This is a genomic window from Bradyrhizobium sp. 22, from assembly GCF_000482425.1.
Lineage (GTDB): Bacteria > Pseudomonadota > Alphaproteobacteria > Rhizobiales > Xanthobacteraceae > Bradyrhizobium > Bradyrhizobium japonicum_B.
The window spans coordinates 4,518,021-4,530,601 of record NZ_KI519399.1 but is presented as its reverse complement, the minus strand read 5'-3'; the positions used below and the strand labels follow the sequence as shown (position 1 = coordinate 4,530,601).

13 protein-coding genes are annotated in these 12,581 nt (G+C 65.4%); 9 read left to right on the top strand and 4 right to left on the bottom strand.

What is annotated here, in order from left to right:
* Positions 1-37 precede the first annotated feature (37 nt).
* From K410_RS0123125 to K410_RS0123095, 7 genes are all read left to right on the top strand, one after another.
* Positions 38-490, top strand: coding sequence for a DUF2231 domain-containing protein (locus K410_RS0123125; RefSeq protein ID WP_028137071.1), 453 nt, complete (start codon positions 38-40; stop codon positions 488-490).
* Positions 487-1,824, top strand: coding sequence for a PQQ-dependent sugar dehydrogenase (locus K410_RS0123120; protein ID WP_028137070.1), 1,338 nt, complete (start codon positions 487-489; stop codon positions 1,822-1,824). The genes K410_RS0123125 and K410_RS0123120 overlap by 4 nt, the downstream gene beginning before the upstream one ends.
* 52 nt (positions 1,825-1,876) lie before the next feature.
* A complete protein-coding gene (locus K410_RS0123115) occupies positions 1,877-2,092 on the top strand; it encodes a hypothetical protein (protein ID WP_028137069.1) in 216 nt (71 codons plus the stop codon).
* A 24-nt stretch (positions 2,093-2,116) separates the two neighbouring features.
* A complete protein-coding gene (locus K410_RS40510; protein ID WP_196236035.1) occupies positions 2,117-2,287 on the top strand; it encodes a hypothetical protein in 171 nt (56 codons plus the stop codon).
* Positions 2,288-2,408: 121 nt separating this feature from the next.
* Positions 2,409-3,614: an MFS transporter gene (locus K410_RS0123105; RefSeq protein ID WP_028137068.1), complete on the top strand. Its 1,206-nt coding sequence runs from the start codon at positions 2,409-2,411 to the stop codon at positions 3,612-3,614.
* A 168-nt stretch (positions 3,615-3,782) separates the two neighbouring features.
* Positions 3,783-5,012 (top strand): CaiB/BaiF CoA transferase family protein, encoded by a 1,230-nt coding sequence (locus tag K410_RS0123100; protein WP_028137067.1) that lies wholly within the window; start codon positions 3,783-3,785, stop codon positions 5,010-5,012.
* A gap of 158 nt (positions 5,013-5,170) precedes the next feature.
* Positions 5,171-5,386: a hypothetical protein gene (locus K410_RS0123095; RefSeq protein WP_028137066.1), complete on the top strand. Its 216-nt coding sequence runs from the start codon at positions 5,171-5,173 to the stop codon at positions 5,384-5,386.
* Positions 5,387-5,535: 149 nt separating this feature from the next.
* On the opposite strand, the gene K410_RS0123090 is transcribed toward K410_RS0123095, so the two are convergent.
* Positions 5,536-6,198, bottom strand: a complete 663-nt coding sequence (locus tag K410_RS0123090) for a TetR/AcrR family transcriptional regulator (RefSeq protein ID WP_028137065.1) — start codon at positions 6,196-6,198, stop codon at positions 5,536-5,538.
* A gap of 319 nt (positions 6,199-6,517) precedes the next feature.
* On the opposite strand from K410_RS0123090, the gene K410_RS0123085 reads away from it, so the two are divergent.
* Both K410_RS0123085 and K410_RS0123080 read left to right on the top strand, forming a co-directional pair.
* Positions 6,518-7,753, top strand: coding sequence for an acyl-CoA dehydrogenase family protein (locus K410_RS0123085; RefSeq protein WP_028137064.1), 1,236 nt, complete (start codon positions 6,518-6,520; stop codon positions 7,751-7,753).
* Between the two features lie 163 nt (positions 7,754-7,916).
* Positions 7,917-8,975: a phosphotransferase family protein gene (locus tag K410_RS0123080; RefSeq protein WP_028137063.1), complete on the top strand. Its 1,059-nt coding sequence runs from the start codon at positions 7,917-7,919 to the stop codon at positions 8,973-8,975.
* Between the two features lie 101 nt (positions 8,976-9,076).
* Here the strand turns inward: K410_RS0123080 and K410_RS0123075 are convergent, their stop codons facing one another.
* From K410_RS0123075 to K410_RS0123065, 3 genes are all read right to left on the bottom strand, one after another.
* A complete protein-coding gene (locus K410_RS0123075; RefSeq protein WP_028137062.1) occupies positions 9,077-9,379 on the bottom strand; it encodes a GIY-YIG nuclease family protein in 303 nt (100 codons plus the stop codon).
* Between the two features lie 229 nt (positions 9,380-9,608).
* A complete protein-coding gene (gene argE / locus K410_RS0123070; RefSeq protein ID WP_028137061.1) occupies positions 9,609-10,781 on the bottom strand; it encodes an acetylornithine deacetylase in 1,173 nt (390 codons plus the stop codon).
* A 990-nt stretch (positions 10,782-11,771) separates the two neighbouring features.
* Positions 11,772-12,557 (bottom strand): SDR family NAD(P)-dependent oxidoreductase, encoded by a 786-nt coding sequence (locus tag K410_RS0123065; protein ID WP_028137060.1) that lies wholly within the window; start codon positions 12,555-12,557, stop codon positions 11,772-11,774.
* Positions 12,558-12,581 lie beyond the last annotated feature (24 nt).

Sequence of the window (12,581 nt, the reverse complement as noted above, 5' to 3'; positions counted from 1 at the left end):
GGCCGGTCGGGCAGGACCAAAAGTCACGAGGCCGACCGTGCAGGAAGACGTGCGCGTGCGCACGACCGCGCAGATCGCGGGGCATCCCATTCATCCGATGCTGGTGCCGATACCGATGACGTGCTTCGTCGGGGCGCTCGTGACCGACATCGCCTATGTCGCCAGCGCCGAGATCATGTGGGCGAATTTCTCCGCCTGGCTTCTGCTCGCCGGCGTCGTCTTCGGCGTGCTGGCGGCGATCGCGGGCCTGACCGATTTCCTCGGCAACCGGCTGGTGCGGGCGCAGACGCCGGCCTGGCCGCATCTGATCGGAAATGCCGTGGCGCTGATCCTCGCGATCGTCAACACGCTGATCCATGCCCGCGATGGCTGGACCTCGGTGTGGCCGACGGGGCTCGTTCTGTCGGTGATCACGGTGCTGATCCTGCCCGTCACCGGCTGGCTCGGCTGGGCCATGGTCTATCGCCACGGCGTGGGAGTTGCGCGATGACATTCTCAATTGGCCGTGCGTTGCTGTGCTCCTCGCTGCTGCTCTTGGCCGCCTGCGACGACGGCAGCGGCGACCCCCAGGCGCAGATCGGGGCCAATCCGAAGCTTCCCGACATCCAGCAATATTTGCTGCCGCCCGTCCATATCGCGCGCATTGTCGGCTGGAAGCAAGGCGAGACGCCGACGGTGGCGCAGGGACTGCAGGTCAAGGCCTTCGCCACCGGCCTGCAGCATCCGCGTTTCCTCTACGTGCTGCCCAACGGCGACGTGCTGGTGGTGGAATCCAAGGCGCCGAAGGGGGCCGCGATCAAGCGGCCCAAGGAGCTCATCATGGGATATATCGAATCCTGGGCGACCTCCGGCGGCAACGATTCCGGGCCGGGTAACCGCATCACGCTGCTGCGTGACGGCAATGGCGACGGCGTGCCGGATACGCAAAGCGTCTTCCTCGACCATCTCAACTCGCCGTTCGGCGTCGCGCTGGTCGGCAACGATCTCTATGTCGCCAATACCGATGCAATCGTCAGATATCCCTACACCGAAGGCGATACCAGGATCACCGCACCGGGCACGGTGCTGACGCCGCTGCCGGGCGGGCCGATCAACCATCACTGGACCAAGAGCCTGGTCGCCAGTCCGGACGGCTCGAAGCTCTATGCCGGCGTCGGCTCCAACAGCAACATCACCGAGAAAGGCATGGAGGCCGAGCACAACCGCGCCGCCATCCTCGAGGTCGACCGCGCCAGCGGGCGCTGGCGCATCTTCGCGAGCGGCCTGCGCAATCCGAACGGGCTCAGCTTCGAGCCGCAGACCAGCGCGCTGTGGACGGTGGTGAACGAGCGCGACGAGCTCGGTCCTGATCTCGTCCCCGATTACATGACGTCGGTGCAGGACGGCGGCTTCTACGGCTGGCCCTACAGTTATTTCGGACAGCACGTCGATCCCCGCGTCAAGCCGGAGCGGCCGGATCTCGTCGCCAAGGCGATCGTGCCGGACTATGCCTTGAGCTCGCATGTCGCGCCGCTCGGGATGGTGTTCAACACCGGCTCCGGTCTGCCGGCCGCCTATCGCGGCGGCGCCTTCGTCGGTGAGCACGGCAGTTGGAACCGGCAGGTGCTGAACGGCTACAAGGTGGTGTTCGTGCCATTCAAGGACGGCAAGCCTAGCGGCCCGGCGCAGGACGTCGTGACCGGCTTCCTCAACGGCGACAACCAGGCGCGCGGCCGCCCGGTCGGCGTCGCCATCGACAAATCAGGCGCGCTGCTGGTCGCGGACGACAGCGGCAACACGGTGTGGCGCGTCACTGCCACGCGTCCGCAGCTGACGCAACGTTAAGCCCGCCGGCGCGTTATCGGGGCAGACGGTTTCTGAAACTCAGGAGTTCGACATGGGCCTTGCTCAATATGCCATCGTGCCGGTGCAGGACGAATGGGGCGTGCTGCACGACGGCGACGTCAGGAACACCTATGCCACCAAGGAAGCTGCGTTCGAGTCCGCAGTTGCCGCGGCTTCACTGGCGCTGCGTGAGGGACATGAAGTCCAGGTCAGCGTGCCCGGCCGCGAGCCCGGCGGCAACGCGCTCGGCGTCCGGGACAATGCATAAGACAACGCTTCGGAAGGAGACGCGATGACCAAGCCCCGTGAGCCCAACGGCGTCGAGCCATCCCGCTCCGAGGACGACATCCAGCGCGACCAGCTGGGTCCCCGCGGCGTGCCCGGTGCGCCGGATCCGGCCAGGATGACCCCGCAGCGCGAGAAGAAGACGCCGAAGCACGTCGAGCCCGGCCACACCGCGTGATGCAGTCTGCTCTGCGGCTAGCGCCGCGGTGCCATTCGGAACCGACATTCCCGTGACCTCAACCGGCAGGTAAGAGAGGCTGCCGGCGCGCTTTGCGCTGGGCGGGCAGGCGGCCTCCGGAATGCGGTTCTTGAAATCTGACGGCAGGCTGATCGGGGTCCTGCTGGTGCTTGCCATCACCCAGCTGATCGGATGGGGCACGATCGGGCTTCCTGCCATCGTCGGGCGCGATCTCGCCGCCGATCTCGGCATGAGCCTGCCGGCGGTGTTCGCCGGGACCTCCGTTCTCTACGTCGCAATGGGCCTGTGCGCGCCGTGGCTCGCCGCTTCGTTTGCACGGCATGGCGCCCGGACGGTCATGATGGTCGGCACCATCGTCACCGCACCGGGCTTTCTGCTGCTGTCCCTCGCGCGCGAGCCGATGCTGTATTTCGCCGCCTGGATCGTCCTCGGCGTCGCCGGCAGCGCCACGCTGTCGACCGGCGCTTATATCATGCTGAACGAGATCGCCGGGCGACAGGCCAAGAACGCGATCGGGGCCTTGATGCTGGTGACGGGCCTGTCCAGCAGCATCTTCTGGCCGACCACCGCGTTCCTGAGCGGCCACCTCGGCTGGCGCGGGACGTGCCTGGTCTATGCCGCGATGCTGCTCGTCGTCAGCTTGCCGCTTTACGCGTTCGTCGCGCCACGTCGGAAGATCGTGGCGGATGATGCTGGCGAGCCGGTCAAGCCGTCGCCGCCGCCCGCGATTCCGAGGAGCACGTTCGGCCTCGTCGTCGCCGCGATCACGCTGAACGCCTTCGTCAATTTCGGCATCAGCGCCATCCTGATCGAGCTCTTGCGGGCGGAGGGGCTGGCGCCGGCGCAGGCGCTGGCGTTCGGCTCGATGCTGGGCGTGATCCAGGTCAGCGCCCGCGGGCTGGATCTGCTCGGCGGCGGACGGTGGGACGGGATCACGACCGGCCTCGTCGCCGGCACGGCGCTGCCGGCGGCCATGCTGCTGCTGATGCTGAGCGAGGGTGCGACCTGGGCGGTCGCGGCCTTCATCCTGCTCTACGGTGCCGGCAGCGGCGCGATGGCGGTGGCGCGGGCCACCATCCCGCTCGTGTTCTACGATCAGGCCGAGTTCGCCAAGGCGATGTCGATGATCGCGCTGCCGCTCAATCTCGCCTCCGCGATCTCGCCGCCGCTGCTCGTCGGCCTGCTCACGCAGTTCGGCAGCCGCGGCGCGCTCGGTCTCACCCTGGTATTTTCCTGTGCCACGGTGCTGATCCTGGTCCTGCTCGGACGGCGACGGCCGCGGGTGGTGGCGGCGCCCGTCACCTGAACGGATATTCGCGGCGCGGAAAGTGCTGGTGGCAATGTCGTCGTGCCCGGCAGCAGATGGCCGCATGCCGCCAGTGCAGTGCTCAGGGCGCCAAAATGGTGGTATCGGCAGGAGCGCGGGCCGCTTCGGGCGGCCGCGCCAAAGATCAGTTCCCCGGAGGAAATCGACATGTCGGCCTTGCCGCTCTCAGGCATCAAGATCCTTGACCTCACCCGCGTGCTCGCCGGGCCCCTGTCGGCGCAGATGCTGGGCGATCTCGGCGCCGAGGTTATCAAGATCGAGCGGCCGGGCACCGGCGACGACGCACGCGCCTTCGGCCCGCCTTACCTGACCGACCCCGAGGGCAAGGCCAACAACAACAATTCCTTCTACCTCTGTGCCAACCGCAACAAGAAGTCGGTCACGGTCAACATCGCCAAGCCCGAGGGGCAGGCGATCATCCGCGAGCTCGCCAAGGACGTCGACGTCTTCATGGAGAACTACAAGGTCGGCGATCTCAAGCGCTACGGCCTCGACTACGAGACCATCAAGGCGATCAACCCCGGCATCATCTATTGCTCGGTGACCGGTTTCGGTCAGACCGGGCCCTATGCGCCGCGCGCCGGCTATGACGCCATCCTGCAGGCGATGGGCGGCCTGATGAGCGTCACCGGCCATATGGACGGCGAGCCGGGCGAGGGCCCGATGAAGGTCGGCCCTTCGATCGTCGACTACATGACCGGCATGAACACCTCGATCGGCATTCTCTCGGCGCTGTACCATCGCGATGCCAATCACGGGCAGGGCCAGCACATCGACGTCTGCCTGTTCGACACCGTCATTGCGTCGCTGTCGCACTGGCTGCAGATCTACCTCGTCAACGGCAAGACACCGCCGCGCCGCGGCACCTGGGGCAATGGCGGCATGCCGGCCGGCGTGTTCCGCTGCACCGACGGCGAATTGATGCTGGTGGTCGGCAATGACGGCCAGTTCCGAAAGACCTGCGCCGTGCTCGGCGAGCCAGAGCTGGCGAACGATCCGCGCTTCCTCAAGAACAACGACCGTGTCGTGCACGGCAAGGAGATCATGGCGATCTTCGCCGGCCTGTTCCTGAAGCAGCCGGTGGCCTACTGGCTGGAGAAGCTGGAGGAGGCCGGCGTGCCCTCGGGTCCCATCAACAATTTCGAGCAGGTGTTTTCCGATCCGCACGTGCAGTCGCGCGGCATGCGGGTGAAGACGCAGCACAAGTTCGAGCCCGAGCTGTCGCTGATCCGCAACGCGCTGACCCTCTCGGGCACCCCCATCACCGAATACCGCGCTCCGCCTCTGCTCGGCGAGCACACGACGGAGGTGCTCGGCGGCAAGCTCGGCTATGATGCGGCGAAGATCGACGAGCTGAAGCAGCAGGGGATCATCTAGCCCCTTTCTTGCCTCCAAGGGCGAAAAGGGAAGCGACGCCCGACCTTGCCTGAGGCATGCGGGCCATCCCCAGATAAGTCCGGTCCGTAGTCGCACCGGCTTCCGCTTTGCACGCGACTCTGATTCGATCTCTCCACGGAGTTCGGGGAGGGAAGTGCATGTCCTACACGATCGGGTTTCAGGCCAAGAACCAGAAGTCCATTCTCGCGACCGAGGCGGCCACCGCCAATCAGGCCGTCGCCATCATTGCCGCGCTGCGGCAGAGCGCCGACGAAATAAAGTTCATCCGCTCGCCGCAGGAAGGCGAGATGGGCATCGAGATGCTGCTGCTGCTCGCCAAGGAAGAGGCCGAGGAGATGCCGCAGCGGGCATAGTCCCGCCTAGCAATTATTCTTCGATCAGATAGACGACATCGCCTGACGTGAGGTGAATGACGCTTACTTCACCTCTCCCCGTAAGAACGGTGCGAGGGAGCGCACCGCGAATGCGGCTTCCAGTTCCGTTCCGTCAACGCCCATCCGCGCTAACGCGCCGCCACCTTCGACGGCGCCTTGCTCTCCATCCGCCCTGCCGTCAGTGCCATCGTCGCCACGCTGACCACGCGGGCAACGACGTCCTCGACGTCGTCGAGGTCGCATTTGCCTTCCGACAGCTTGGTCAGCCGCTCGCTCTCGCGGATGGTGTGATGCGCCATCGCGAGCGCGAAATTGAGGCCCCAGTAGATGTCGACGTCGCTGCGCTCGGGCAGGGCGCGGCGCATGGCGCCGGCGAATTTGCGCAAATGATCGATCTCGCGGTTCTTGATGCGGCGGATCGGCGGCACGGATTCGATCGAGGCGCGGATCATGAAGCGCGCCGCGGTCGAGCGCTGGTTCTCAGGGCCGAGGCAGCCGCGTAGCGTCGGCCCGACCAGCGCGCGCAGGATCACCTCGATCGGCGCGCGGCCGCCGCCTTGCTCTTCCGCCGCCTTCAATTCGCCCAGGCGCTCGCGGTTGGTGGCGATCGAGCGGGTGACGAATAATTCCGCGATCAATTCGTCCTTCGAGCCGAAATGATAGTTCACCGCGGCAAGGTTGACGCCGGCCTCCGCGACGATGTCGCGCAGCGTCACGTCGCTGAAGCCGCGATCGGCATAGAGCCGTTCGGCGGCGGTCAGAATGGCAGACCTCGTATGATCGCTGGCCATGGTTCTTTTTCCGTCATTCCGGGGCGACGCAGGGCGTCGAGTCCGGAATCTCGCGCCACATTTCGGGATTCCGGGTTCAGCCCTGCGGGCTGCCCCGGAACGACGTCGTGAGCGAGGGAGTTGCAATTCAAACGCTTGTATGAAACTATCGTTTGAAGGCCGGATATGTCAATCTGCAATCGGGACTCGTTCGCAACTCGAGCCTGGTTCCGAAGCGTCCGCGAGCCCGCGCTTGCGGACCGCACGGAACGGGAGGACAGTCCGGCGCAAACAGCCCCGCGAAGCAGCAGGCTCGCACAAGAGAGACGAGGAGCGTCCCATGGATTTCGATCTGTCACCCAAGCAGAAGGAATGGCTCGACCGCGTGCGGTCCTTCATGGCCAAGCACGTGCGCCCGGCGGTGCCGATCTACGACCAGCAGGATCACAGCGGCGAGCGCTGGAAGGTGATCCCGATCCTGGAGGACCTCAAGAAGAAGGCGAAGGCCGAAGGCCTCTGGAACATGTTCATGCCGCCGTCCGAGCATGAGGACGACGAATTCCGCGGCGCGGGACTGACCAATCTCGAATACGCGCTGCTGTCGGAAGAGATGGGCCGCATCAGCTGGGCCTCGGAAGTGTTCAACTGTTCCGCGCCCGACACCGGCAACATGGAGGTGTTCATTCGCTACGGCAGCAAGGAGCAGAAGCGCAAATGGCTGCGCCCGCTGATGGACGGCGAGATCCGCTCGGCCTTCCTGATGACGGAGCCGGCGGTGGCGTCCTCCGACGCCACCAACATCGAAACCCGCATCGAGCGCGACGGTGACCACTACGTCATCAACGGCCGCAAATGGTGGTCGTCCGGCGTCGGCGATCCCCGCTGCAAGATCGCGATCCTGATGGGCAAGACCGATTTCAAGGCGGCCAAGCACCAGCAGCAGTCGCAAATCCTGGTTCCGCTCGACACCCCCGGCATCAAGGTCGAGAAGATGCTGCCGGTGTTCGGCTTCGACGATGCGCCGCACGGCCACGCCCAGGTTCTGCTGGAGAACGTGCGGGTGCCGAAGGAGAACATCCTGCTCGGCGAGGGCCGCGGCTTCGAGATCGCGCAGGGCCGGCTCGGTCCCGGCCGTATCCACCACTGCATGCGCACGATCGGCAAGGCCGAGGAGGCGCTGGAGAAGATGGTGAGGCGGCTGTCCTCGCGCACCGCCTTCGGCAAGAAGATCGTCGAGCACTCCGTCTGGGAGCAGCGCATCGGCGAAGCCCGCACCAACATCGAGATGACGCGCCTTCTGTGCCTCAAGGCCGCCGACATGATGGACAAGGTCGGCAACAAGACCGCGCAGGCCGAGATCGCCATGATCAAGGTCGCAGCGCCCAACATGGCGCTGAAGATCATCGACGAGGCGATCCAGGCCTTCGGTGGCGCCGGTGTCTCGGACGAGGCGGGGCTTGCCAAGGACTACGCCCATATCCGCACGCTCCGTCTCGCCGACGGTCCGGACGAGGTGCACAATCGCGCCATTGCCAGGCTTGAGGTTCGGAAGTATGCAAATTCTCCAAGTCACTGAGAACGGTTGAGAGCGCTCCGCGCGCTCTCCCCACCGTCATTCCGGGATGGTCCGCAGGACCAGACCGCAGGTGCGCAATTGCGCACCGGGGAATCTCGAGATTCCGGGTTCGCCTCTTCGAGGCGCCCCGGAATGACCGACAAGAAAAAGAGGGAGCGTCATCGTGGCTGACGGCGTCAGGAAAGACGAAGAATTTTCGGGCACCAAGCCGGTCGAGGAGCGGCATCGTTTCGACGAGCTGCGCCTGGAAGCCTGGATGCGCGAGCACGTCGAAGGCTTCGAGGGGCCGCTGGTCGTGCTCCAGTTCAAGGGCGGCCAGTCCAATCCGACCTATCGCCTGAACACGCCGAAGCGCTCCTATGTGATGCGCCGCAAGCCGTTCGGCAAATTGCTGCCGTCGGCGCACGCGGTCGACCGCGAATACCGGGTGATCGCAGCGCTCGGCAAGCAGGGCTTTCCGGTCGCGCGCGCCTATGCGCTGTGCCAGGACGATGGCGTCATCGGCGCCGCCTTCTACATCATGTCGATGGAGGAGGGCCGCGTGTTCTGGGATCCGACGCTGCCGAGCCAGACGCCGGACGACCGCCGCAAGATCTTCACCAGCAAGATCGAGACGCTGGCGAAACTGCACATGTTCGATCCCACCGCGATCGGCCTCGGCGACTTCGGCAAGCCCGGCAACTATTTCGCGCGCCAGATCGACCGCTGGACCAAGCAGTATCGGGCGTCCGAGACGCAGCACATTGCCGAGTTCGAGAAGGTCGCCGAATGGCTGCCGAAGACGGTGCCGGAACAGGCGCGCGTCTCGATCGTTCACGGCGATTATCGCCTGGACAACATGATTTTCCACGCGACGGAACCGCGCGTGCAGGCCGTGCTGGACTGGGAGCTGTCGACGCTCGGCGATCCCATGGCCGACTTCACCTACCTGCTGATGCAGTGGATCATGCCGGGCCTCGACGGCGCCGATCTCAAGGCGCTCAACATCCCGAGCCTGGAAGAGGCCGCGCAGATCTATTGCAACGTCACCAAGATGACGGTGCCTGATCTCAACTGGTACTTCGCCTACAATCTGTTCCGTCTCGCCGGCATCACCCAGGGCATCGCCGGCCGCGTCCGCGACGGCACCGCCGCCAACGCCAAGGCGCTGGAGTCAGCCAAGCGCACCGTGCCGCTGTCGAAGGCGTCGTGGGACTATGCGCAGAAGGCGGGCGCGGTGTAGGGACGAAGGCGCGGCTGATGGCCGCGCCTTTTTGCTTGCGCCACTCTCGTGTCCCGGACGCGGTGCAGCACGAAGTGCTGCTCCGCAGAGCCGGGACCCAGTCAACTCGCCGACGTATTCAGCTCATTCGTAAGATCGCGCCAATCCGGATTGAGTTCTTCGATCAGCTTGAGCTTCCAGGCACGTCGCCACCGCTTCAGCATATGCTCGCGTGCGCGCGCTTCGAGGATCGACTCGAAGGTTTCGAAATAGACCAGTAGCGTGACGTCGTATTGCCGCGTGAAGCCGGGGACGAGCTTTGCTTTGTGCTCGCTGATCCGGCGAGCGAGGTCATTCGTCACTCCGATGTAGAGCGTGCCATTTCGCTTACTCGCAAGGATGTACACGAAGAAGGACATGACCATGCAACCAGTGTTGTGGTGGTGCGTCCTATAGTTGCACTCTAGGATGACGTCGCCAAGCGTTCTGGGTCCCGGCTCTGCGGAGCGTCACTTCGTGCCGCACCGCGTCCGGGACACGAGACCGCTTTTTGGGTGGCTACGGGGGAACTAAGCCATAGTCTCGTGTCCCGGACGCGCTGCAGCGTGCAACGCTGCTGCGCAGAGCCGGGACCCAACAACTAGGGAGCTCCGGCTACCCCTTCCCACAATGCGCGATCAGCCTCTCCACGAAGCCCGCGCATTTCTCCAGCTCGGCCATCTCCACGAACTCGTCCGGCGTATGCGCCTGTGCGATCGAGCCGGGGCCGATGACGACGGACGGAATGTCGGCGATGTCGGCGAACAAGCTCGCCTCGGTGCCGAACGCGACCTTGGCGTGGTCGTTGCGCCCTGCGAGGCTCTTAGCCAACGTGACGATGGCGGCGTCGGCGGCGGTGTCGAGCGCGGGATAGTCGAGGATCTCCTCGAAGCCGATGCCGCAATCCGGATGCCGTGCCTTCATCGCCGGATCGAGCTCGGCCTTGGCCCAGGCGACGATCGCATCCGTGACCTCGCGCGACTCGGTGATGCCGATGCCGCGGCATTCGAACTCGACCGCGCAAGTGTCCGGCACGATGTTCAGTGCGGCGCCGCCGTGGACGATGCTGGTGAGCAGCGTCGAATGCGGAACGTCGTAGAGGCTGTCCGTCGCGCGCGCGGCCGCAAGCTGTTCGGCGCGGCGACGGATCTCGACGATCAGATCGGCGGCGTACTCGATCGCGTTGACGCCGTCGGGCGCGATCGAGGAATGGCGGGCAAGGCCGCGAAAGGTCGCGCGCACGCCGTGCTTGCCCTTGTGGCCGATGATCACCTTCATCTCCGTCGGCTCGCCGATGAAGGCGCCGATCGGCTTGATCTTCTTTTTCGCCACCACGCCGAGCATCGGCCGCACGCCGACGCAGCCGATCTCCTCGTCATAGGAGATCGCCAGGTGAATCGGCGTTGCAAGCCTGGCCTCCACCATCTCGGGCACCATGGCGAGGCACACCGCCACATACCCCTTCATGTCCGTGGTGCCGCGGCCGTACAGCTTGCCGTCGCGCTCCACCAGCTTGAACGGATCATGGCTCCAGTCCTGGCCCACGACGGGCACGACGTCGGTATGGCCCGATAGCACGAAGCCCGGTCGGTCCTCCGGGCCGATCGTGACCCACAGCGAGGCCTTTTGCCCGGTCGTGTCGACGATGCGCTCGCCCGTGATGCCGAAGGAAGCGAGGTAGCTCTCGATATGGGCGATCAGCGGCAGGTTGGTGCGGTCGCTGACGGTGTCGAACGACACGAGGTCGGCGAGGAGTTTTCGAATCCGGTCGGGTCTTGAGCTCGGCATTGTCTCATTCTGTCAGGGGTATGGAGCACGGAAGGCTTGCAGGAACCATACCAACGCGATGGCGGGATGGGCAAATCAACATCTCGACCGTCATTCCGGGGCGATGCGCAGCATCGAGCTATGGTGCGCAGTTGTGCACCTGAGAATCCATCGGCCCGCATCATCCGCTTCGAAACTGGATTCGGGGTTCACGCCTTCGGCGCGCCCCGCAAGGACGATGGAGGCTACCAGCTCTTGCGGTGCCCGACGGGCAAAACACCCGAGACCTAGGTCAACCGGCGCCGGCGAAAAGATTCCGCTTTACCGAAATTCGGAAATGACGTATGTGTCGCGCAACCCGGCCCAAGGAAGAGGGGCGTATCGCGATCGTCACGAACGCGGGCCGGGCGGCGGTGGACGTGGGTCACATCGGCGCGAAAAGCTTTGCAGGGCGGGCGACCGTGAGCGAAGACCTCGCGCCAACGACAGATGCGATCGGCGTACGGCAAAATCGTGTGGTCCTGGCGCCCGGGGTCTGTGCGCCAAGGCTTGCGGTGATGTGGCGGCCCGACCGGGCCCGCGCATCGATCATCCGCAAGGCGACGGGGGCAATAGTGCAACGCTCCCCGGGGAGAGCACGACATAAGCCGTCAAACCACTGCGCAGGGAAGGCCGGGATGTCTCCGGTTGCCCTGTTCTCCGCTATGCACGAAGCACACGCAGTCTGCTCTTGGCATGGCGGTCCACGGGAGCCACCGGCTCCCGGCCTTCCCTGCGCCCTCTTCATGGATGAGGGCGAAGCAACACGCAAAGCTCGGGCGAGCAAAGCCGCGAGAATGCGATCCCATGTCAATCATTCCCCAACGCTCTCATGCCCCGGACGCGGCGCAGCACGACGTGATGCGCTGCAGAGCCGGGGCCCATGCAGCAGCGAGCACGCGGCTCGCTGGGTCCCGGCTCTGCGCAGCAACGTAAGAACGTTGCGGCGCGTCCGGGACACGAGACCCTCGGCTAGACCGGCTTGCCCGTATACGGCATCGACGCAGTGAGGCCGCCATCGACCGGGAAGGCTTGGCCGTTGACATACGAGGCCTCGTCGCTGGCGAGGAACAAGCCCATCGCGGCGAGCTCGTGCGGCTGGCCGGGGCGCTGAAGCGGGTTGAGCTGGCCGATCTTGCCCTGCGTGCCGCGCTCCTTGGCGCGGTCGAAGATCGGCTTGGTCATGCCGGTCTCGATCAGGCCCGGGCACACCGCGTTGATGCGCACGCCAGTGCCGGTGAGCGAATAGGCGGTGGTCTGCACCAGGCTGATCACCCCCGCCTTGCTCGCCGCATAGGGATGCCCGCTGGCGCCGGCCTTGAGGCCGGCGACGGACGCGGTCAGCACGATCGCGCCCGACTGCTGCTTCACCATGTGCGGCATCGCATGTTTCACCGCGAGGAACGGCCCGATCAGATTGATGCGCAGGATCTCCTGCCAATGCTCCACGGTCTGCTCGGCCAGCGGAACGAGCCCGCCGGAGATGCCGGCATTGGCCCAGATCACGTCGAGCCGGCCGTGCGTCTTCACCGCCTTGTCGATCATCGCGACGACGTCCTTTTCCGAGCCGGCATCCGCGATCATGGCTTCCGCGACGCCGCCGGCCTTCTTGATCTCGTCGACGGTCTCCTTCACTGCCTCGGTGCGATCGACCGCGACCAGCTTGGCGCCCTCCCTGGTGAACAGCGCTGCGGCGGCGCGGCCGATGCCGCTGCCGGCGCCGGTGATGATGACGGATTTGCCTTGCAGGCGGCCCATGCGATTCTCCCTCGTGGTGCCTCG

Bases quoted from the DNA above. Each gene is read 5' to 3' on its own strand.
- K410_RS0123115 (WP_028137069.1), top strand. From the start codon at position 1,877: ATGGGCCTTGCTCAATATGCCATCGTGCCGGTGCAGGACGAATGGGGC.
- argE (WP_028137061.1), bottom strand. From the start codon at position 10,781: ATGCCGAGCTCAAGACCCGACCGGATTCGAAAACTCCTCGCCGACCTC.
- K410_RS0123065 (WP_028137060.1), bottom strand. From the start codon at position 12,557: ATGGGCCGCCTGCAAGGCAAATCCGTCATCATCACCGGCGCCGGCAGC.
- K410_RS0123095 (WP_028137066.1), top strand. From the start codon at position 5,171: ATGTCCTACACGATCGGGTTTCAGGCCAAGAACCAGAAGTCCATTCTC.
- K410_RS40510 (WP_196236035.1), top strand. From the start codon at position 2,117: ATGACCAAGCCCCGTGAGCCCAACGGCGTCGAGCCATCCCGCTCCGAG.
- K410_RS0123075 (WP_028137062.1), bottom strand. From the start codon at position 9,379: ATGGTCATGTCCTTCTTCGTGTACATCCTTGCGAGTAAGCGAAATGGC.
- K410_RS0123100 (WP_028137067.1), top strand. From the start codon at position 3,783: ATGTCGGCCTTGCCGCTCTCAGGCATCAAGATCCTTGACCTCACCCGC.
- K410_RS0123120 (WP_028137070.1), top strand. From the start codon at position 487: ATGACATTCTCAATTGGCCGTGCGTTGCTGTGCTCCTCGCTGCTGCTC.
- K410_RS0123085 (WP_028137064.1), top strand. From the start codon at position 6,518: ATGGATTTCGATCTGTCACCCAAGCAGAAGGAATGGCTCGACCGCGTG.
- K410_RS0123090 (WP_028137065.1), bottom strand. From the start codon at position 6,198: ATGGCCAGCGATCATACGAGGTCTGCCATTCTGACCGCCGCCGAACGG.
- K410_RS0123105 (WP_028137068.1), top strand. From the start codon at position 2,409: ATGCGGTTCTTGAAATCTGACGGCAGGCTGATCGGGGTCCTGCTGGTG.